The organism is Zooshikella ganghwensis (assembly GCF_018263875.1).
Lineage (GTDB): Bacteria > Pseudomonadota > Gammaproteobacteria > Pseudomonadales > Zooshikellaceae > Zooshikella > Zooshikella ganghwensis.
The window spans coordinates 295243-316803 of sequence record NZ_JAEVHG010000002.1; the positions used below are offsets into that span (position 1 = coordinate 295243).

Sequence of the window (21561 nt, forward strand, 5' to 3'; positions counted from 1 at the left end):
CATGAAGCAAAAAAAATATTTTTTCATCAAACACTTTTTGATAATTTTTATACCAATATCGCTATTTGTGCTAGGAGTAGCCTATTTCTTTTACCAAGTTCAAGCAAGTCAACTTTATGGTCATCTTAAGCTTTCTAGTCAAGCCAGTGTTGATGCTGGCCGAACAACCATCTCCAAAAATTTTGACGTCATTACTAGCGATTTATTATTTTTAGCCAATGAGCAAGAACTAAAAAAGTCACTAGATAATACTACAACGCTCTCAATTGAAAATATTAAGAAACAATGGACAAGCTTTTCCGCTATCAAAAAAAATTATGACCAAATTCGCTGGATTGATGAAGCAGGTTTAGAACAAATTCGCATAAATTATAATAACGGAAAACCCTATGCCGTAGCAAAGGAAAATCTGCAAAGCAAAATCAGTCGAGATTATTTTATAAAAACACAACAACTCACTAAAGGTGAAGTTTATATTTCAAGACTTGATCTAAACGTAGAATATGGCAAGATCGAGGAACCAAGAAAACCAACTATTCGCATTGCTACACCCTTAATCACTAAAGAAGGTAAAAGACGAGGAGCTATAGTTCTGAACTATGCCAGCTCAGATATGCTGGAACAGCTTCGCCTTGCTAATAAAAATCACCTCTGGCTCATCAATAAAAACGGTTTCTGGCTACTTGGACCTTCAGCAGAAGACGAGTGGGGCTTCATGCTTCAAAAACAAGAGTTGAATATGGCTCACCGTTATCCAGAAGCCTGGTCTTACCTATCTGAAAAACTTAATGGTACGCATGAAACCCCTGAAGGTTTTTGGACGTTTAACACCATTTATCCTCTACACACTGTTAAAATCAGTAAATCAACGTTGAATCAACAGTTACAACCTTCCGCACTCCACCTACATAAGCTTAAGTATGCTTGGCATATAGTGCATTTTACGCCACAGAACCAGTATCGCCCACAACTTAAAGCAAAATCTTTTCAGGTAGGTACAACTAGTTGTGTGCTACTCGCTATTTTATTCCTGGGGACCTGGAAGCTTACACATTTACAGCAAAAAGAAGCTAATGCACTGACTGAAGCAACAGAAGCACTGAAACTACAGCGTGAAAATGAGCATATCTATGCAGAAAAAATGGCTAAACAAACAGAGGAACTTCAAGCCACTAAAATATCCGCTGAACAAGCAAATCAAGCAAAGTCCATTTTCTTATCCACAATGAGCCACGAAATCAGAACACCCTTGAATGCTATTATAGGTTTCACTCACTTATTGGAAAAGCAAGAAAGCCTACCCAATACTGCGGCAAGTATGGTACAGAAAATCAAAAGCTCTGGTCGTGTTTTACTCGGTATCATTAATGATATTTTAGATTACTCAAAAATTGAGGCTAATCATTTGGAAATAAAAAACGAGCCGTTTCAACTCAACGATGTACTTGATCACTTAGCAACTATAATGTCCTCTCAAGTAAATCAAAAACCTGTTGAGCTTATCATAACACCACCTCCAGAAGGCACTAACTTTCTTCAAGGAGATTCCCTTCGTCTAGAACAAATACTTATGAATTTAACAGGCAATGCTATCAAGTATACAGAGTGGGGAGAAATAGTTGTGGGTGTCACATCTGTTAATAGTGACCAAAATAGCCACCGAATACATCTAAAGTTTTCAATCAAAGATACCGGCATTGGAATACCAACACACAAACAAAAAAACATATTCGAACCCTTTACCCAAGTGGATACATCCTCGACCAGAAACTTTAGTGGTGCAGGACTTGGTTTAACCATTTGTCGCCACTTAGTGGAGTTAATGGGTGGGCAACTGCATTTAAGGAGTACGCTTGGACAAGGAAGCGAATTTTTTTTCACACTACCATTTGACCTTAGTACACCTTACGAAAACTTAACAGCAAAAGTGGCAAACCAGTATATTTTAGTTGCTGATGACAATAGCACTACTAGAGATGTACTCGCGAATATAGCTAAAAGTTTAGGTTGGAGTATAAAATCGGTTAACTCTGGAGAAAAAATGATTGAAAGTATAAATAATACTCCTGAAGAAAACTATGACATTTTATTAGTAGACTGGGGTATGCCGAACTTAAATGGGCTTGAAACCATTATTAAAATAAAAACGCTACGACCTGATTGGCAAACACCAGTCATTATCATGTTGACAGAATACGAGCAAGCGCAGTTTCTTAAACACCCAAAACATCAATTAGTGAATGCTACCCTAATAAAGCCTATTACTATTTCCAGCCTATATAAGGCTGTGATGAATGTTAAAAATAACGACAAGATAACAATAAATCAGCTTAACTCACACAAATTAAATCGCTTAGCAGATATACATATATTAGTAGTTGATGATAGTCAATTCAATCGAGAAGTTGCCAAAGATATTCTTATCACGGAGGGTGCTATTGTCGAAGTTGCCGAAAACGGGTTACACGCGCTAAAAGTTTTAGAAAACAATAGTAAAGCATCTGCGTTTGATATTATTTTGATGGATATGCAAATGCCTGTTATGGATGGATATGAAGCCACACGAAAAATACGGACTATACCATCTTTTGATCAGTTGCCTATTGTAGCGTTATCTGCAAGCACTTTAAAAAAACAACTGAATGAAGCATTCAAAGCTGGAATCAATGCGTTTGTTTCTAAGCCTATTGATGTCAACGAGCTAGTTAACGTCATACTGAGCTTATCTACACCAAAGTCATTTAAAAAACCATCGTTAAGTACTGATAAAACCACAGAAGAATTAGACTACTAATTAATAGTATAGGTGTCAGGCTAAGCCTGTTTTCTCTATAATCAATCCCCTCTGTTATTTATAGTTACAGAAGAACAACGACAATAAACTCTAAAAATGTTTCAAGTGCACCTTAGAATCGCTTCGCAGACCCTTTAGGGTAAACACTATGGATAGTGTGTATAAAAATCCTACGTCTTGGGTATATTTACGGTCAGTTCACCTGATTAATATACAAGCATTACACATCATAATTTGGCACACATGCTCCACAAAAATAACTAGTCAAACATATTAAATAATGTACAATGCTATATTTTAGCAAAATAAATAGTACATAAGTACAATATTATGAAGGATAACGGGCGAGGACGATATGTAAGTTTTAATAATCGTATTAAGGAATTTGTATAAAAATTATGATATACAACTATGACTTATTTATTTTCATAGCCGTATCGTATAAAAAACATTCAAACATAAGCAGTAGGTTATAGTTAAAAATATTAACAATGAGCGACTCATCTTTATTAAATAGATCTCAGGATAATCCTGACTTATTCTGGGACATATCTTCCATTACCAACAAAACCAAAGCCATTCATTTTTTTCAATCAGTATCATCCTCTTTTTGTGTATACAGCCCCACAGTAAAAAAAATATACAGCAACTTTGAAGTTATTCTACCTAAAGATTACCACAGTAGTTTGATTGTTTTACCAAACCCTTTTGCATTTCATGATACATTCAATCGTGTCAATGAAGAAGCCATTAAATCTACAGGAATTTTATTATTTCCTGGTGAAGTATTTCAAAAAAAAGGGTTGATTATTTGCATTACACAAACCAAAACGAAAAAAGTACAGCATATTGAACTGGATAGTGCTTCTGTTTTTTTAAACAGACTTTACCAACGCCGCTTTAATACACCATTTTTACCTATATTACTTAATGGAGATTTAAAAGAGTTCAAAGCCAAGTCACCTTATTTACACTTGCATAGATTTGATCCAACAGCTGTTACCGGGCTAAGCCAGTTTGAAATAAGATCAATCACAGCGACTATTAGCGAGCGTTTTCAAAGTATGTTAAATAATTAAAACTATAATTTTGCTTATTTACTAGTTTACAAGGGATAATTTCCTAAAGCAGAAGGCCATCCTTGACTTCTACTGCTTACAGCACCTCAATGAAAGGATTGACAGTATTCAACGTATTTATATAGATGAAGACTTTAGATATTTCGAAAAAAGTACATTATACTCTTCGTATTAGGCATAAATAACAACAACGTTAAAGCAAAGGAGGTTGGAATACTTCAATCATTACTTTTTCACCAGCCACCATACTTTCTTGGTTCTCATCTAACACAATAAAACAGTTAGCGCCTACTAAAGATGACATGATTGCACTTCCCTGCTTCCCTGTTGGTGTTACTAATAACTCACCTTCATTGTTCGATGTATAATGGCTACGGATGTATTCTGTACGGCCTTGTCGCTTCTTCAATGGGTGTGTAAGTGTTGCACATAAATAGTTTGGAGGAAGATACTCTCCACCCGTCATTTTTACCATCGCTGGTAATGCCAATTTGTAAAACGTAACCAAAGCAGATACCGGATTACCCGGTAATCCCAAAAACAAAGCGTTTGACAGCCAGCCATATGCGAAAGGTTTACCTGGCTTAATCGCTACCTTCCAAAGGTGTAATTCACCCAGCTCACTAATAATATCTTTAATATAATCAGCCTCACCAACAGAAACACCTCCTGAGGTGATAATAACATCACACTGGTTATTTGCTTTAATTAAAGTGTCTTTTATCAATTGAACATTATCAGCAATAATACCAAAATCATGAACATCACATCCCATATTCGAAAGTAACGCATTCAACATGTAGCGATTACTATCGTAAATATCCCCCAAATGGAGTGTTGTACCTAATGCTTTAAGTTCATCACCCGTAGATAATAATCCAACCTTTAACTGTCGATAACCGGTGACAGTTGAAATACCTTGCGCTGCCAAAAAGCCAATATCTGCTGCCGAGCATTGATGTTTTGCGGGTAATAATATCTTTCCTTGCTTTATATCTTCACCTTTTAAGCGAACGTGATCACCTTGCTTCACCTCTCCAGAAAATATGACTTTATCAGAACGCTTATCACACAACTGCTCTTGCATAATGACTGTATCTGCTCCAGTTGGTATGGGGGCTCCAGTCATAATGCGTACACATTGCCCTTTTTCAACAGATCTAGTATATGGCTTACCTGCCAGCGCAGTACCAACGACTGTTAAAGGTTGACCTGACTGATAATCTGCAAACCTAACTGCATACCCATCCATAGCAGAATTATGCCAAGCAGGGTTGTCCATTAGAGCATAGATAGGTTGCGCTAGATAACGATGTAATGCTTGAGGCAGTGGAAGCTCCTCATATTCAGCATGAGGCTTAACTGCCGCTAACAGCTTATTGAGGGCATCATTAACAGAGATTAATCCAGGTTGGTCACAACAACTCATTTACGTTTCCTTGCCAAGATTCTTATGGATAACTCGCTTCAGTCAACTATTAACTTCTTTTTTGTTTATTAATTACCCACACTGCTGCTTCAACACGTGAACGCATATTAAGTTTTTTTAATAAATGTTTCACATGCACTTTCACTGTTCCATCAGAAATACCTAATTCACGCGCAATTGTTTTATTGCTATACCCTTGGGCAATTCGCATTAATATCTCATATTCACGACTGGTTAAAGAAGCTAAAAGATTTTCATCTGTCTGGTCGGGCTTACGAAGCGCTGTAGCTAACACTTCAGCTAAACGCTCACTAATCACCATTTTACCAAGAACAGCCTGCTTTATTTTATCGAGAATATCTTCAGGCTCCATATCCTTTAGTAAGTAGCCATCTGCACCTGCTCGTATACACTGAATAACATCAGCCTCATTATCAGAGACCGTAAGCATAATAATTCGTGCAGTCACACCTTGATTACGCATCATTCGAAGTGTTTCTATACCATCAAGCCCTTGCATATTCAAATCTAACAAAATCAGGTCAGGCTCACTATGTTTGACCATGTCAAGCGCATCTTGCCCGCGGCTAAACTCACCAATAATCTGTAGACTATCTTCTAACTCAAGTAATTGTTTTAACCCTTTTCTAAATAAAGGGTGGTCATCGACCATTAAAATAGTAGCAACTTCAGAAGACATTACGTTGGTCTCTAAGTAGTTCTATAATAGCTATACCCTTCACGAATCGTTACAGACCAGACTAGCCCCGCTAAAAATCCTTCGTTTTGGGTATATAATTAATATCATCAAAAATTCGCATAATCGCTTTCACTCAAACGATGATAAACCTTTGATCTGTGTCAGCATTATGCTAAATACCAATTATAGTGGATAAATTGCTTTATCCCTTATGTAAATAGTTTTATACCTCTTAATTGGTATTTTTATTTTTGTATTTCATGTTATCAAATAAACATATCCTGTTCTACATACTGTCATACAGTTTACTTAAGCCCTTACTAATACAAAAATCTAACCGTCTTATATTGAAAAAATAATACATGCAGTCTACCTATTCCTGGGCATTGTCCCTTACTTACCATCCTCTCATAGTGAGTTTACATTTCGTCACGCCTCATGAGTGGGGGAGATCACTATGACAGATATAACACACTGGAACCCTGAAGATACCCAGCAATGGGAAGCATCAGCAAAAAATATTGCAACAAGAAACCTTTGGATTTCTATTCCATCATTGCTGTGTGGCTTTGCAGTCTGGTTATACTGGGGCGTTATCACAGTTCAAATGTTGAACCTAGGCTTTCCTATTGCTAAAGCGGAACTTTTTACCCTGATGGCTATTGCCGGCTTAACAGGTGCAACCTTACGCATACCGAGTAGTTTTTTTATTCGTTTATGTGGTGGTCGAAATACTATTTTCTTTACGACGGCGTTGTTAATTATTCCGGCCTTAGGAACAGGAATGGCCCTGCAAGATAAAAATACTCCGCTTTGGGTATTCCAGCTTTTAGCACTTTTATCTGGAATAGGTGGGGGTAATTTTGCCTCTTCAATGTCAAACATTAGCTTTTTCTTTCCTAAAAAAAAGCAAGGTCTTGCCCTGGGTCTCAATGCGGGACTAGGGAATTTTGGTGTAACAACAATGCAAATTATTGTTCCTTTATTTATGACCTTTGGTGCTTTTGGTACATTAGGCGGTGAGCCAATGGTATTAATTAACGGCTCAGGAACCCTGATAGGAAAAATCCCAGCAGGCTCAGAAACCTGGATTCAAAATGCTGGCTACGTCTGGCTGCTGCTACTTATTCCTCTGGCCTTTTTAGGCTGGTTTGGTATGAATAATTTATGTACTCCTGAAGTATCACCAGACATAGGCAATGCATCAAGTGCATTTACCAAGATAACCTTTATGTTTCTTATCGGTTTTCTAACCGCTGGTGTTGGGTTATGGCTGATGCTGCCAGAAACTGCAAATGGCTCTGGCTGGGGGATTCCCAAAGAAATTGTTCTCATTGGTATTATCACTGTGACCGTGTTTGCCTTGAAAAGTTTGCCTGGACAAATAAAAACCAGCCTGTCACGGCAATATAAGATTTTTAATAATAAGCATACCTGGATTATGAGTATCATTTACACCATGACCTTTGGCAGCTTTATTGGTTTTGCAGCAGCCTTTCCATTAGCGATCAAAGTCATATTTGGTTATAGCCATATTATGACTGACGGCCAGATGACCCATGATACCGTAAACCCTAATGGTCCAAGTGCACTCATGTATGCATGGATGGGACCCTTTATTGGTGCGCTCATTCGTCCTGTCGGTGGTTGGATAGCAGACAAGGTAGGTGGTGCAATAGTAACGCAATTCTGCTCAATTATTATGGTTGTCAGTGCACTAGGTGTCGCCTATTACATGCAAGCTGCATATAATTCAGCAACACCTGAAAATTACTTTGTGCCCTTTTTTATTTTATTCCTTGCTCTATTCACCGCAACAGGCATAGGAAATGGTTCCACCTTTCGCACCATTGCAATCGTTTTCCCTAAAGAGCAAGCGGGTCCTGTTCTGGGCTGGACATCTGCAATAGCTGCTTATGGAGCATTTTATATTCCGCAAGTAATAGGTGAGCAAATCACTGCCACTACGCCTGAAGTCGCTTTAATTGGTTTCGCAATATTTTATGCTATCTGCGTAGTCATCAATTACTGGTTTTATTTACGTAAAAATGGAGAGTTTTATAACCCTTAGTTTACTCTAGAAATAGTGCATTTTTTGAGTCCCCCTATAGCCTGCTTTGAGAGTACACTTTCTCAAAGCAGGCTATAAAGCACCACATCACCCCTTTTCCTGAAGGCAAAATGGTATAAACTCAAAGAAAACACCCGTTCCTCCTTGCTCTAACCGCTTAATCTCCAACACACCTTTTAAATGCCGACTGCGTTCTCTCATGATAGCCAAACCATAATGATTTAATTTTTCAGGAGATTCACTAATTCCCACCCCATTGTCTATCACAGAAATTTTTATATGTTGATCATCATTAACAACCAACGACACCAATAATTTATTGCCTAAAGAATGATGTATTGCATTTTGCATCGCTTCACGAATCAGTTGCAAAAGATGAATTTCTTCATTCGGTGTAAGTGGTAAATGTTGTATCTGATAATCCAGTTGAACTTCAAAGCCAGCATGTTGGTCGTAAGTCTGCTTCACTGTTTGAGCTAAAGCCGCCTGTAATCCTTTTTCTGGAATCTGCAATCGAAATGTTGTTAGCAACTCCCGAAGTTGTTGGTACGCAGAGGTAATTCCCTCTCGCAGCTCAATGACAATATCACTGATATGAGAAGGCTGCTCCTCCGTTGGCAAAGCGCGTTTTAACCGAGTAACCTGAATCTTTAAATAAGATAACGCCTGTGCTAAAGAATCATGTAACTCACGAGCAATCACTGTTCGTTCATTCATTAACGCTATACGTCGCTCCTGGTATAATTGACCTCGCAAGCTAAGTGCCACCGCAACCTGACTGGCAAATGAATTGATTAATTGCTCCTCCCAGGGTTGTAACTCACGATTTTCACTCATAGTAAACACTAATACGCCATAATTATTACCATCTTTTATTAAAGGAAATCGCACTTTGGTACAACCATCTTTTGATGAGAGGGTCAGTTCTGAATGCATGCATTCTTCACAATCTAAAGGAAGACAAGCATTTTCAATCGTATGTGTCTTATAGTGTTCGTAGGGAATTTGCGCATCTATCGTTTTTAAACAAAGATCAATAGCATTCACATTAATAATTCTTGCCAAGCTTTCCAGCCACTGCTTGAAAAAATTGTGGCCTTCACTCTTCTCATTAATGTCTCGTGCAACCTGATACAAAAAATTTAATGACTGATTACTTTGATTTAATGCTTTAGTCTTAGCTTCAACACGTTGTTCTAATTTAGCGTACATTTGAGAAATATCGACACACATTTTATTTATTGTTTTAGCCAACAATCCCAACTCATCATCATGACTTACTTTGATATTTTGCGAAAAATTACCCAAGCCTATTTTATGCGCACAATGAGTTAGATGCTGTAAAGGCAGCACAACATGTTGCTGAAAAATTTTTACAGAAAAATAGGCTAAACATGTTGTTGCAAGCAACGCTATAATCTGAACCAAACGTAATGTATCTATTTTCTTTTCCGCCAGCCGTTGATACAAATGTACGAGCTTATCAATTTCTACCACAAAGCTTTCTATTTTATGTTGCAAAAAATTTAGTTGTAATGAGTTCCAAGAATAAGTCTCTTTCTCAATTTGCTTTTTGATATCCGAGAACCACTGCTGCTTCACAACGTGATACTGTTTACTGAGAGCTGTCGTTTCTCCCTTAACCTCCTGTAATAAAGCAGGTGCCGTCAAACTGCGACTAAACTCCTCTATAAGCGGATAGACTGACTGACTGGTTTGACGCTCTATTGCATTACGCATAACCAGATTCAATAACCGATAACTTTGCATACGTAATGAGCCGGCTATATTGACAGCAGCTGCATCCTGATCAGTACTTTCTGAAATAAAATAGGAGGAAGATATTGTGATAAGCGTCAGCATCACTAACATCACCATGAGTGCACCCATGCGAAAAGTGATCGATTTTCTTAGTTTCTGCAGTATCATGTGATTTCCTATTTACGTGACACGAGTACCTGCCGCAAAGAGCGTTTGGCTTCTATACCATTCGCTATGGGTATATGACAAAGGATATACCACCAAAAAACCACTAGCCGCTCGTTACATTCATTTTCTGACTCAAATTTCGAGTCAACCACTTGAATTCACTTAAATTGAATAACTGTACCCTACCTATTATGGGGTATAACGCCATAGCCATTAATTTTCAGCCAATAAACTCTTTTGACGTATATCAACTTCTTACTTAACTAGCCCCATACAATCACAGTTATATTGTTGCTCAGGGATAAAAATAATTATTTAAAAAGTCAGCGACAGGTAGACACAATACCTGACTTTCATTGTTTATAAAAAACTTAATAACTAACCGTAATGCCGTTTTTTTTAGTACTCAAAAAATTAATAACACCGCCAATATATCAGCCAAGCAATGAGTCCATTTATTTTTGCAGGTGGCGATATATACCTTGGAATGACGTTTTAAGCCTGCCGTTGAGGAGTTCAGAATGAGCCATTTTCTTGACAGGTTACTGTTTTTCAAACAAAAAAAATCAACATTTGCGAATGGTCATGGTGAAACCAGCACCGCCAATCGCCAGTGGGAAGATGGTTACCGTCGTCGTTGGCAACACGATAAAGTTGTTCGATCTACACATGGAGTAAACTGTACAGGGTCTTGTAGTTGGAAAATCTATGTTAAAGATGGCCTTGTCACATGGGAAACTCAGCAAACTGATTACCCAAGAACTCGACCTGACCTGCCAAACCATGAACCTCGGGGCTGCCCTCGCGGAGCCAGCTATTCATGGTATATGTATAGTGCAAACCGTCTCAAATACCCTAAAATTCGCAAACAATTATTACAACTTTGGCGCGATGCATTAAACCAGCATTCTGACCCTGTTAATGCCTGGCAAAGCATTGTCGAAAATCCCAGCTCTGCAAAAAGCTATAAGCAACAACGAGGTATGGGTGGGTTTGTGCGTGCCAGTTGGGAAGAAGTCAATACCCTGATTGCTGCCGCTAATGTCTACACGGCCAAACAGTATGGTCCTGACCGTATCACAGGTTTTTCTCCTATCCCTGCTATGTCTATGGTCTCCTATGCAGCGGGTGCACGCTATTTGTCGCTTATTGGTGGCAACTGTCTTAGTTTTTATGATTGGTATTGTGACTTACCTCCTGCGTCTCCTCAGATATGGGGTGAACAAACTGATGTACCTGAAGCCGCTGACTGGTATAACGCTAACTATATTATTGTCTGGGGTTCTAACGTTCCTCAAACGCGCACCCCAGATGCCCACTTTCTTACTGAAGTTCGCTATAAAGGCACAAAAACCTGTGTCATCACATCTGATTACTCCGAATGCTCAAAATTTGCCGACAGTTGGCTAGCACCTCGACAAGGAACAGATGCTGCGTTAGCAATGGCCTTTGGGCACGTTATTTTGAAAGAGTTTCACTTACAGCAGCCCAGTACCTATTTTTCAGACTATGTTAGACGTTATACCGATATGCCAATGCTGGTTATTCTCGATGAATATAAGCAGAATGATAAACCAGCATTGATTCAAGGCCGTTTTTTAAGAGCATCTGATTTAGCGAATAATTTAGAACAGAAAAATAATCCTGAATGGAAAACCGTAGGTATTGATCAGGATACACAGCAAATCGTAACACCCAATGGTTCTATCGGTTTTCGCTGGGGAGAGCAAGGCAAATGGAATATTGAACCCACGAATAGTCAAACAGGTCAGCAAACGACATTATTATTAAGTTTGAAAAACAGTCACGACGAAATTGCTGAGGTTTTATTTCCTTATTTTGGTGGCCAACAACACGAACATGGTTACTTTCAACATACTCAGCATGAAGAGCTGCTTGCCAGAAAAGTCCCTGTTAAAAGTGTCACCTTAGCGGATGGCAAGCAAGTCAAAGTTGCAACCGTGTTTGATTTAAGTGTAGCCAATTATGGTATTGATAATGGTTACCACGATGAGAACACTGCCAGTGACTATGACAGTGACATTCCTTACACCCCCGCCTGGCAAGAAAAAATTACCGGTGTCCCTCGAGCAGATGTCATTCGCATCGCCAGAGAGTTTGCCCGTACAGCAGATAAAACCCAAGGTCGCTCAATGATTATTGTGGGGGCTGCATTAAACCACTGGTATCACATGGATATGAATTACCGTGGTCTCATTAATATGCTGATGCTGTGTGGCTGTGTGGGGCAAAGTGGTGGAGGTTGGGCTCACTATGTAGGGCAAGAAAAACTTCGACCACAAACTGGCTGGCTACCTCTGGCATTTGCTTTAGACTGGCAGCGTCCACCTCGTCAAATGAATGGTACTTCCTTTTTTTACAATCATTCTGACCAGTGGCGTTACGAAAAACTTCAGATGTCAGAAGTAGTGTCGCCCTTAGCCGATCCCCAAAAATGGCAAGCATCGATAATAGACTTTAATAGTCGCGCTGAACGTATGGGATGGCTGCCCTCTGCCCCTCAGCTTGGTACTAATCCACTCCAATTAATGCGCGAAGCATTTGCACAACAGCAAGATCCAATAGACTACACATGTAATCTGTTAAATTCAGGTCAATTAAAATTTGCCTGCCAGGACCCCGATAATCCTCAAAATTATCCTCGAAATCTTTTCATTTGGCGTTCAAATTTATTAGGCTCCTCAGGGAAAGGCCATGAGTATATGCTTCGGCATTTATTAGGCACTCGCCATGGATTGATGAATAAAGACCTGGGTGAAACCGGTGGTAAAAAACCGGAGGATATCACTTGGCATGATGAAATTCCTGAGGGCAAACTTGATTTACTGGTAACACTTGATTTTCGGATGTCCACCACCTGTTTGTATTCCGATATTGTATTACCCACTGCCACCTGGTATGAAAAAGATGACTTAAATACCTCAGACATGCATCCCTTTATTCATCCTCTTACCAAAGCGGTTGATCCTGCCTGGGAAGCGCGCAGTGACTGGGATATTTTTAAAGGAATTGCCAAGCAATTCAGTCAGGTGGTTGAAGGTCATTTAGGTGTTGAAAAAGACTTAGTCACTGTACCTATTTTACATGATACACCTGCTGAGTTAGCGCAACCCTTTGGCGTCCAAAGCTGGTGGAAAAAAGAGTGCGAATTAATTCCTGGAAAAACGGCGCCTAATATGGTTGTCGTAGAACGTGATTATCCTAATACCTATAATCGCTTCACGTCACTGGGTCCTTTACTGGAAAAATTAGGTAATGGTGGTAAAGGCATTTCCTGGAATACCACAACTGAAGTTGAATTATTAAGTAAGCTCAATCATACCTATACCGAAGACAGCCCTCGTCATCAACGCCCCAAAATTGATAGTGCGATTGATGCCGCTGAAGTTATTTTAACACTTGCACCTGAAACAAATGGTCAGGTAGCCGTCAAAGCATGGGCTGCACTAAGTAAAGTTACAGGGCGAGATCACACTCATTTAGCTAACCCCAAAGCTGATGAAAAAATTCGCTTTCATGATGTGGTAGCTCAACCGCGAAAAATTATTTCTTCACCTACCTGGTCTGGTTTAGAGGATGAGCACGTTAGTTACAATGCTGGCTATACCAATGTCCACGAACTCATTCCCTGGCGTACACTCACAGGCCGCCAACAATTTTATCAAGACCATGAATGGATGCGCGACTTTGGTGAAACCCAGTGTTTATATAAACCCCCCATTAACTTAAAAACGATAGAAGACGTCTATCAACAAAAAGCCAATGGACATCCAGAAATTTTATTAAACTGGATTACGCCTCACCAAAAGTGGGGTATACACAGCACTTACTCTGACAACCTACTGATGCTGACACTATCCCGCGGTGGTCCCATCGTCTGGATAAGTGAAACAGATGCCCAGAAAGCTGGTCTTGAGGATAACGACTGGATTGAAGTGTTCAATATTAACGGTGCTATTTCTGCCCGTGCTGTTGTCTCTCAGCGTGTGCCTGAAGGGATGGCCATGATGTATCACGCCCAAGAAAAAATCGTCAATACCCCTGGATCAGAATTAACTAAAACCCGAGGAGGTATTCATAACTCTGTCACCCGCGCTGTAATGAAACCCACTCACATGATTGGTGGTTATGCCCAGCAAGCGTATGGTTTTAATTATTACGGTACGGTTGGTTGCAATCGCGATGAATTTGTTGTCGTGAGAAAAATGCATCATGTCGACTGGCTAGATAACGAGTAACGGGAGTCAAAATCATGAAAATACGTGCACAAATTGGCATGGTGCTCAACCTTGATAAATGTATTGGCTGCCATACCTGCTCAGTAACCTGTAAAAATGTCTGGACCTCCCGCGAAGGTATGGAGTATGCCTGGTTTAACAATGTCGAAACCAAGCCAGGTGTTGGCTATCCCCAGCAGTGGGAAAATCAGGAAAAATGGCAAGGTGGCTGGCAACGCCATAGCAATGGCGAGATTAAACCCAAAATGGGTAGCAAGCGAAAAATACTGGCCAATATTTTCGCAAACCCTGCATTGCCTGAAATTGACGATTATTACGAGCCTTTTGATTTTGATTATCAGCATTTACACCAAGCTAAATCAGGCAACCACCCACCTACTGCGCGTCCCCGCTCATTAATCAGTGGGCAGCGCATGGAAAAAATAACATCAGGTCCTAACTGGGAAGAAATATTAGGTACGGAATTTTCCAAACGACGAGCCGATAAAAACTTCGAACAAATTCAAGCTGATATGTATGGGCAATTTGAAAATACATTTATGATGTATTTACCAAGGTTATGCGAGCACTGCTTAAATCCTGCTTGTGTCGCCTCTTGTCCTAGCGGCGCGATTTATAAGCGTGAAGAAGATGGCGTTGTGCTGATCGACCAAGATAAATGTCGTGGCTGGCGCATGTGTGTTTCAGCCTGCCCCTATAAAAAAATATATTACAACTGGAAAAGTGGTAAATCAGAAAAATGTATCTTTTGTTACCCTCGTATCGAAAGTGGGCAACCTACCGTATGTTCTGAAACCTGCGTAGGCCGAATTCGCTATTTAGGTGTCTTATTATACGACGCAGACCAAATTCATCAGGCTGCCAGCACTGAAAATACCCAAGACTTATATCAGGCGCAATGTGATTTATTTTTAGATCCTAATGATCCCGAGGTACTCAAAGCAGCTCGCCAAGAAGGTATTCCCGAAGCATGGTTAACCGCTGCTCAACAATCTCCTGTTTATAAAATGGCAATAGATTGGCAAGTTGCCTTACCACTACACCCTGAATACCGAACCTTACCCATGGTCTGGTATGTGCCACCGCTGAGTCCCATTCAAACCGCAGTAGAAGCTGGTTATGTAGGTAAAACCGGTGAAATACCTGACCTTAAATCATTGCGTATTCCCATTAAATACTTAGCTAATTTATTAACAGCCGGAGACGAAAAACCTGTCATTAGAGCATTAGAACGAATGATTGCTATGCGCGCCTACATGCGAGCAAAACATGTTGACCAAGTCAATGATAACGAGGTTCTACAGCAAGTTGGTTTAGATGAAGTGTCTGTGGAAAGTATGTACCGCTATATGGCCATTGCCAATTATGAGGATCGTTTTGTTATTCCCACCAGTCATCGAGAGTATGCAGAGAATGCTTATGATCTAAAAAATGGTTGTGGCTTTAGTTTTGGTAATGGATGCAGCACAGGTGATAACCATGTCAACCTGTTTGGCGGTAAAGCGGCAACATCACGCAATATTATTCCCGTAGTGATGAAGGAGTAAGTGATGAAAAGCCTTATTATTATTGCTCGACTACTGGACTACCCTACTCAAGATATTGCAAGCAGTATGGATGAAGTCCACCAAATTATCTTGCAAGATATCGCCCTAGATGAAAAAACTAAACAACATGTATTGTCTTTTATTGAACACTACTCACCATATTCTTTACTAGACTGGCAAAGTGAGTATGAAGGGCTATTCGATCGCAGTCGATCACTTTCCTTGCATTTATTTGAACACACTTATGGTGAATCTCGCGACCGTGGCCAAGCCATGGTCAACTTATTAGACCAGTATCATCAAGCCGGACTAGAACTTAACAAACAAGAACTACCCGACTTTTTGCCACTTTATCTTGAGTTTGTATCAACCCAGGGCATATCACAAGCTACAGAATGGTTGCACGATATTGCACATATTCTCAGCCTGTTAGCCGCTCGTCTCCAACAACGAAACAGCCCGTATCATCTTTTATTCAAAGCATTACTTACGTTTGCACACGTCAGTGTCGATTTAACAGCAATGCGAGCTCAGATCGCAGATGAAGCCAAAGATGATACTCCAGAAGCCATTGACAAAGTCTGGGAGGAAGAAGCGATCAGTTTTGGACACCAAGATGCCCTATCCAGTGTCGCTAATCATACACAAACGAATCATTGTGCTCATACTCAATTTCGCCCTAGCGAAGCTCAGCGCAAGGATCATTATTTAGCGGTTAACTGGCAACAGAATCGATCACCTCTATCGACTAAATCTGTAGCAAAGACTGCCGAAGGGGAACAGCCATGAATTATATCAATACATTATTATTTGCCATTTACCCCTATATTGCATTAAGCGTTTTTTTTGTTGGCAGCTTAATACGTTACGATCGCGATCAATATACGTGGAAAACCAGTTCCAGCCAAATATTCGAAAGTCGCCAGTTACGACGAGGTAGTATTTTATTTCATATTGGCATCATTATGATTTTGCTTGGGCATTTTGTGGGATTACTGACACCCACTGCGGTATGGCATGTCTTAGGAATATCAGCCAGCTTCAAACAATTAGTTGCCATGTTACTCGGTGGCGTTTTTGGTTTAGTCTGCTTAGCTGGGTTAATCATTCTTATTAGACGTCGTCTCACAAACCCTCGTGTTCGTGCAAATACAAACATCATGGACTTTACTATTCTTTGGTTATTATTGGCTCAACTAGTGCTTGGTTTACTTAGTATTTTTGTATCGGCAGGTCATATGGATGGGCAAGAGATGCTTAAATTAATGAGCTGGGCTCAGTCAATTGTCACCTTTCAGGCAAACGATGCAGCCTTATCCATTGCAAGCGTTCACTGGATTTATAAGCTACATGTGTGGCTTGGAATGACATTATTTTTAGTATTTCCTTTTAGTCGTTTAGTCCATATTTGGAGTGTGCCCGTAGGTTACTTGAATCGACGCTATCAATTAGTAAGGGCCAGAGTTCGCTAAAGGTTGTGATTGCCGTATAAGTAGTGCATTAATATAAAAAACACTATTTATACGGTAACATTTACCCGCCTGTTACTGGTGGAAAAAATGCGACTTCATCCCCCACTTTAATACTCGCCTGCCGCTTTACCACTTCATGATTACACGCTACCAAAGTGGTTTCTTGTTGCAGTAATTGCTGCCAAAGCTCTCCTCGTTGGCTTAATAATTTAATTAATTCCTCAATTGTTTTAACTGGTAATTTATCTAAATCAATAGTCAATGCATCACAATCTAACTGCTCACGTAATTGCCCAAAAAAAAGTACATTAATCATGCTAAAAACCCAATAAAGATAATTAGTTATGGCTGCAAACTGAAGTTAATTCACCTAATCCTGTCAGCCTATCCTCCTAACATAGAGAGATGCTGGATCATCCCTGAATGCCCTTGATGTAACAAGTGACTAGGTGTTTTATTCATAATCAAACCAGTAATTGCCTTTGAAAGCTGTTCAGCATCTCCTGCTTGAGCATATTCCCTTAAATCTATGCCCTGATTTGCAAACAGGCATAAGTGAAGCTTACCAAGTGCAGAGATACGTAGACGGTTACAGCTTTTGCAAAAATCTTTACTGTATGGCCTGATAACGCCAACACGGCCTTGAAAGTCAGGATGCCAATATTCTTCGGCAGGCCCTGCATCATGCGCCTTAATAATAGGTTGCCAACCTTTATTTATTAATTCTTCGATAATTAAAGCACCACTTAGATGCTGCTTTTTGAAAAAAGCTTCATTGTCTCCTGTTTGCATTAACTCAATAAACCGTAGGGTAACCGGCTTATTTTTTAGCCATTCAATAAACTGATCAATCTCTGATGCATTATCTTTTTTTAATAAAACAGCATTAATCTTTATGGAGCTAATACCCAAAGATTGTGCTCGTTCAATACCCACTAACACCTTATGTAAGCGATCATGGCCTGTTATTTTTTTAAAGTTGGCTGGATTGAGGCTGTCTATGCTCACATTCAGTGCATCTAAGCCAGCGTCATGCCATGAATCAATCACTGATGGCAAGTTATATCCATTGGTTGTGACAGCAACCTTTTTGATTCCTTCCGTCTGCTTACATTGTGCAATGATTTCAGGTAATTCACGCCGCAGTGCAGGTTCTCCTCCCGTGAGACGTATTTTCTCTGTACCCAAGGCTGCAAAAGCCTTTGCATATACACCAATTTCTTTTAATGATAAAAATTCAGGAATTGATTTATCACATTGAAAACCATCAGGTAAGCAGTAGTTGCAACGAAAATTGCAAACATCCGTCACTGAAAGCCGCAAATAGTAAAAACGACGGCCAAATGAGTCTTGTAGCATAAAACACCTTTCCAAATTCGGGAGGCTACCTGATTTCTCTGATAACCCGGTGGTAAAAACCACGGCCAGTACACCATGCCAATCCGGTTTAGGTATAAAAGCTCGGAGTTTTGACGCATTATCAATAAGCTAGAGGGTCACACTCATCTAAAGACCCTTCATTGTGGGTAATTGACAGTCAGTTACCCTAGCGCTAAGTATAATGACTTAGTGCTAAGGCGCAAATCGAACCTCCGCGCTGATTCACAACATGCTCTCCGTCAACAGCTCACTACAACTGACACAGGTTAAAACACACTATTACTTTTTCTGTAACCATACTGTACCTCTTATAATGAGAACATGAGTTATCACTAAAAATTTCATTCGCACATCAAATAACGTAATTTATACCTATTTAGTTGTAGGCTGTCCCTCAAGAAGCAGCATGAAAAGACGTCAATAAGGGTTTAACAAGCACCAACTCCAGATACCTATAAATAGGTATCTCTCAATATATATAACTCATTTACTCCAGTGTTTATTGATCAAACTCAAACAAACTTAACCACTTTTTACCAGCTTGTCGCGATATTCCTTGCGGCAACCAAGCCTCCAGAGGAGGATTTACGGCGTATCCGATGGGCATTATATACCCAATACGAATGGTTTTTAGGTGCGGCCATCGAGTAACGAAGCCCCATGAGCCTATATTAATAGGTGATTGGGGTGGCAGTTAAATGCTCCTGCATAAACTGCATTTCCACCATCCTTGGTGTTCAAGAGTGAAGATAACAAAACCTAGAAATCATTCGTGAAGGGTATACAAACTTTGGAGCAATGGTACTTTAGTGGGCAATGGCCCTCTAAAAAACTAAATATTCGAAAAGCAAAGTATGCGCGACTTGCCTGTGCCCTTTAATCATTAAAGGGCTAACATACATACCTTGCTATAACACTGCATGACTGATTAGTGTTCAGCCTATGCGTAGCAAAGAGATTTTTACTCACCTTTGGACTCTACGCTGAGTAAGTGCGGTTTTGCATCAGGTAACCGATAAAGATAAATGGATGAAAGGACAATGGTAGTTCCAATCACTATAATCCAAGATAACTGTGTACCAAATACAAGATAATCAAACAACATGGTTAAAATCGGTACAAAATAAAATAAAACACTCACATTACTGGCGGCATCTTTCTGCAACATAAACAGTAACAATAATACTGCACCTACTGAAACCACAACAATCATCCATGAAGAGGCTAGGACAAAATTAATATCAACTTTTGCACTCCACCCTACCAATGAGACAATGGTAATAAATAAAGCAGAAGCCGCACAGTATTGTAATAGTGCAGAAATTAATGGTGGTTGGTTACTTTGTTTTTGCTGTACCGAGCCAATAGTAATCGCAAGCACAGATAACAAACCAAACACGATACCCCATACAGTGATATTAGTCGTATCTTTTGACCCCACAATTGCAACTGCAAGCCCTGAAAGTCCAATCAACAGGAACACATATTTAGACATAGAAATGCGTTCCCGCCCAACGATAGGTGTCAGCATAGGCTGTAAACCCAACACTAACGCAAGTACTCCAGGAGACAAGTCATAATATATGGCTAAAAAGAAACAGCTCTGATACGCGCCCTGTAATAAAAGGCCCGTAATTAGTAAGCTAGAAAGATCTTTTTTAGTTAAATCACGTATTTCCGAAAACACAGAACGGAAAAAAATACAAATAATGACGAGCAGCAGAAGCAATGCCCCTGCTGCTCGTACTGCTAAAAAAGACCACACAGATGCGCTGGCTAATCCCAACTTTACAAAAATTGCGCCACTGCTCCACATCACTAGAAACAGCACTGGAGCAAACTTTTCTAATAGTTTAATCATGCTACTTGTTTTGATGTCCAATCATTTATTGAAAAACGTTCATTTAATTCTCGCTTTTCAATAAGATATCTTTGTAAGTCACGTGCTTTAAGTTCCAAATCCTGATGTCCACCTTTAACGCAGGCATCAATAAACCACTCATAGCACTCTGCCACTTCAATGTCATAAATAAAATGATATTTTGATATAGCAAACAAAATATCCTTGAACGTTTCCTTGCTCAGAATAAGCGACATGCTTTCAACAATAGTTTCTCTAACTGATTCAGGCAACGCTTGACGCTGTTTATACGTTGGTTTTACATTAAATACAACACTAGATGTTTGCTTAAAGATATCAACATCGTTAAACTCATCATTAAAAACAAAATCAAGACATAAAAACATGCGGCTTTGAGAGGAGAAATTTATAGCAGCGTGGTCTATACCTGCGTCTAAATACCACACTTCACCAGGCTTCATTTGAAAAACGCCAGTGCTATCAGAGTGGTATGCATCTTCATTTTTTTCTAGAGGGATAAACACTCTAAAATAACTTACATTGTTATCTAACTCAACAAAATCTCTATGCGGAATAACCATACCGTCAATCAAGTTTCGCGCGCGAACCATGCGCAATGAGACCATACTAAAATTGTCTTCTATAAAGCGTTTTACTTCAGGACAACGATCCATATACTCTGTAGCTATACACTGATTAGCATTTTTATACTGAGTATCATTCTTACGCCCGCTACTATTATACAATGATAAGTTTTTCCAGTACCCTTGACCAAACTCATCATACTCCTCACGTTGCTTTGGAATAGCATTTAAATAGCTTACTTCCTCACTAATGTTATATTTTTCAATATCTATAAAGCCAATAAGTTTTGACGGCATAGCAGTGACTCCTTACACAACTAAAAAAGTGTATTACTGTATTTTTTGTTTGGCACACATAGCGAACTAAAGAAAAGTTTTATTACTTAAAAATAAAACTGCATTGTCAGTCAGTTATTTATAAAAACAACGTAAAACCAAATCTTAGCTTCAATAAAG

General features: G+C 39.5%; 14 protein-coding genes and 1 riboswitch. Of the genes, 7 read left to right on the forward strand and 7 right to left on the reverse strand.

All coding sequences use genetic code 11. The features are described from left to right. Position 1 precedes the first annotated feature (1 nt). Together KHS79_RS05110 and KHS79_RS05115 are read left to right on the forward strand one after the other, a co-directional pair. Positions 2–2794, forward strand: coding sequence for a hybrid sensor histidine kinase/response regulator (locus KHS79_RS05110; RefSeq protein ID WP_212717296.1), 2793 nt, complete (start codon positions 2–4; stop codon positions 2792–2794). Between the two features lie 491 nt (positions 2795–3285). Continuing rightward, positions 3286–3873, forward strand: coding sequence for a hypothetical protein (locus KHS79_RS05115; RefSeq protein WP_094786402.1), 588 nt, complete (start codon positions 3286–3288; stop codon positions 3871–3873). A 193-nt stretch (positions 3874–4066) separates the two neighbouring features. Here the strand turns inward: KHS79_RS05115 and moeA are convergent, their stop codons facing one another. Both moeA and narL read right to left on the reverse strand, forming a co-directional pair. Beyond that, positions 4067–5302 carry a molybdopterin molybdotransferase MoeA gene (gene moeA / locus KHS79_RS05120; RefSeq protein WP_212717298.1) on the reverse strand — a complete coding sequence of 412 codons (1236 nt, stop codon included), beginning with the start codon at positions 5300–5302 and terminating at the stop codon, positions 4067–4069. Between the two features lie 49 nt (positions 5303–5351). After that, positions 5352–6002 (reverse strand): two-component system response regulator NarL, encoded by a 651-nt coding sequence (gene narL / locus KHS79_RS05125; protein WP_094786400.1) that lies wholly within the window; start codon positions 6000–6002, stop codon positions 5352–5354. Between the two features lie 457 nt (positions 6003–6459). Here narL and KHS79_RS05130 point away from each other — a divergent pair, with 457 nt between their 5' ends. Continuing rightward, on the forward strand, positions 6460–8073 hold the full coding sequence (locus tag KHS79_RS05130) for an MFS transporter (RefSeq protein WP_212717300.1): 1614 nt from the start codon (positions 6460–6462) through the stop codon (positions 8071–8073). Between the two features lie 87 nt (positions 8074–8160). Here the strand turns inward: KHS79_RS05130 and KHS79_RS05135 are convergent, their stop codons facing one another. Then, positions 8161–10002 carry a histidine kinase gene (locus KHS79_RS05135; RefSeq protein WP_233468231.1) on the reverse strand — a complete coding sequence of 614 codons (1842 nt, stop codon included), beginning with the start codon at positions 10000–10002 and terminating at the stop codon, positions 8161–8163. 521 nt (positions 10003–10523) lie between these two features. On the opposite strand from KHS79_RS05135, the gene KHS79_RS05140 reads away from it, so the two are divergent. The 4 genes from KHS79_RS05140 to narI are packed head-to-tail and all read left to right on the forward strand — an operon-like array spanning position 10524 to position 17280. Beyond that, a complete protein-coding gene (locus KHS79_RS05140) occupies positions 10524–14261 on the forward strand; it encodes a nitrate reductase subunit alpha (RefSeq protein ID WP_212717302.1) in 3738 nt (1245 codons plus the stop codon). A gap of 14 nt (positions 14262–14275) precedes the next feature. Continuing rightward, entirely contained in the window at positions 14276–15808 is a 1533-nt protein-coding gene (gene narH / locus KHS79_RS05145) for a nitrate reductase subunit beta (RefSeq protein ID WP_212717304.1), read from the forward strand. A gap of 3 nt (positions 15809–15811) precedes the next feature. Further along, positions 15812–16597 carry a nitrate reductase molybdenum cofactor assembly chaperone gene (narJ, locus tag KHS79_RS05150; protein ID WP_212717306.1) on the forward strand — a complete coding sequence of 262 codons (786 nt, stop codon included), beginning with the start codon at positions 15812–15814 and terminating at the stop codon, positions 16595–16597. After that, on the forward strand, positions 16594–17280 hold the full coding sequence (gene narI / locus KHS79_RS05155; RefSeq protein WP_212717308.1) for a respiratory nitrate reductase subunit gamma: 687 nt from the start codon (positions 16594–16596) through the stop codon (positions 17278–17280). Before narJ ends, narI begins: the two co-directional genes overlap by 4 nt. A 61-nt stretch (positions 17281–17341) precedes the next feature. Here the strand turns inward: narI and moaD are convergent, their stop codons facing one another. The 4 genes from moaD to KHS79_RS05175 form a co-directional block, all read right to left on the reverse strand. Continuing rightward, entirely contained in the window at positions 17342–17596 is a 255-nt protein-coding gene (moaD, locus tag KHS79_RS05160; protein WP_027709759.1) for a molybdopterin converting factor subunit 1, read from the reverse strand. Between the two features lie 68 nt (positions 17597–17664). Then, a complete protein-coding gene (moaA, locus tag KHS79_RS05165; RefSeq protein WP_212717310.1) occupies positions 17665–18639 on the reverse strand; it encodes a GTP 3',8-cyclase MoaA in 975 nt (324 codons plus the stop codon). Continuing rightward, positions 18628–18759, reverse strand: a riboswitch (molybdenum cofactor riboswitch). (Overlaps the previous gene by 12 nt.) Before the next feature lie 862 nt (positions 18760–19621). Next, positions 19622–20521, reverse strand: a complete 900-nt coding sequence (locus KHS79_RS05170; protein WP_212717312.1) for a DMT family transporter — start codon at positions 20519–20521, stop codon at positions 19622–19624. Next, positions 20518–21402 carry an aspartyl/asparaginyl beta-hydroxylase domain-containing protein gene (locus KHS79_RS05175; RefSeq protein WP_212717315.1) on the reverse strand — a complete coding sequence of 295 codons (885 nt, stop codon included), beginning with the start codon at positions 21400–21402 and terminating at the stop codon, positions 20518–20520. The genes KHS79_RS05170 and KHS79_RS05175 overlap by 4 nt, the downstream gene beginning before the upstream one ends. Positions 21403–21561 lie beyond the last annotated feature (159 nt).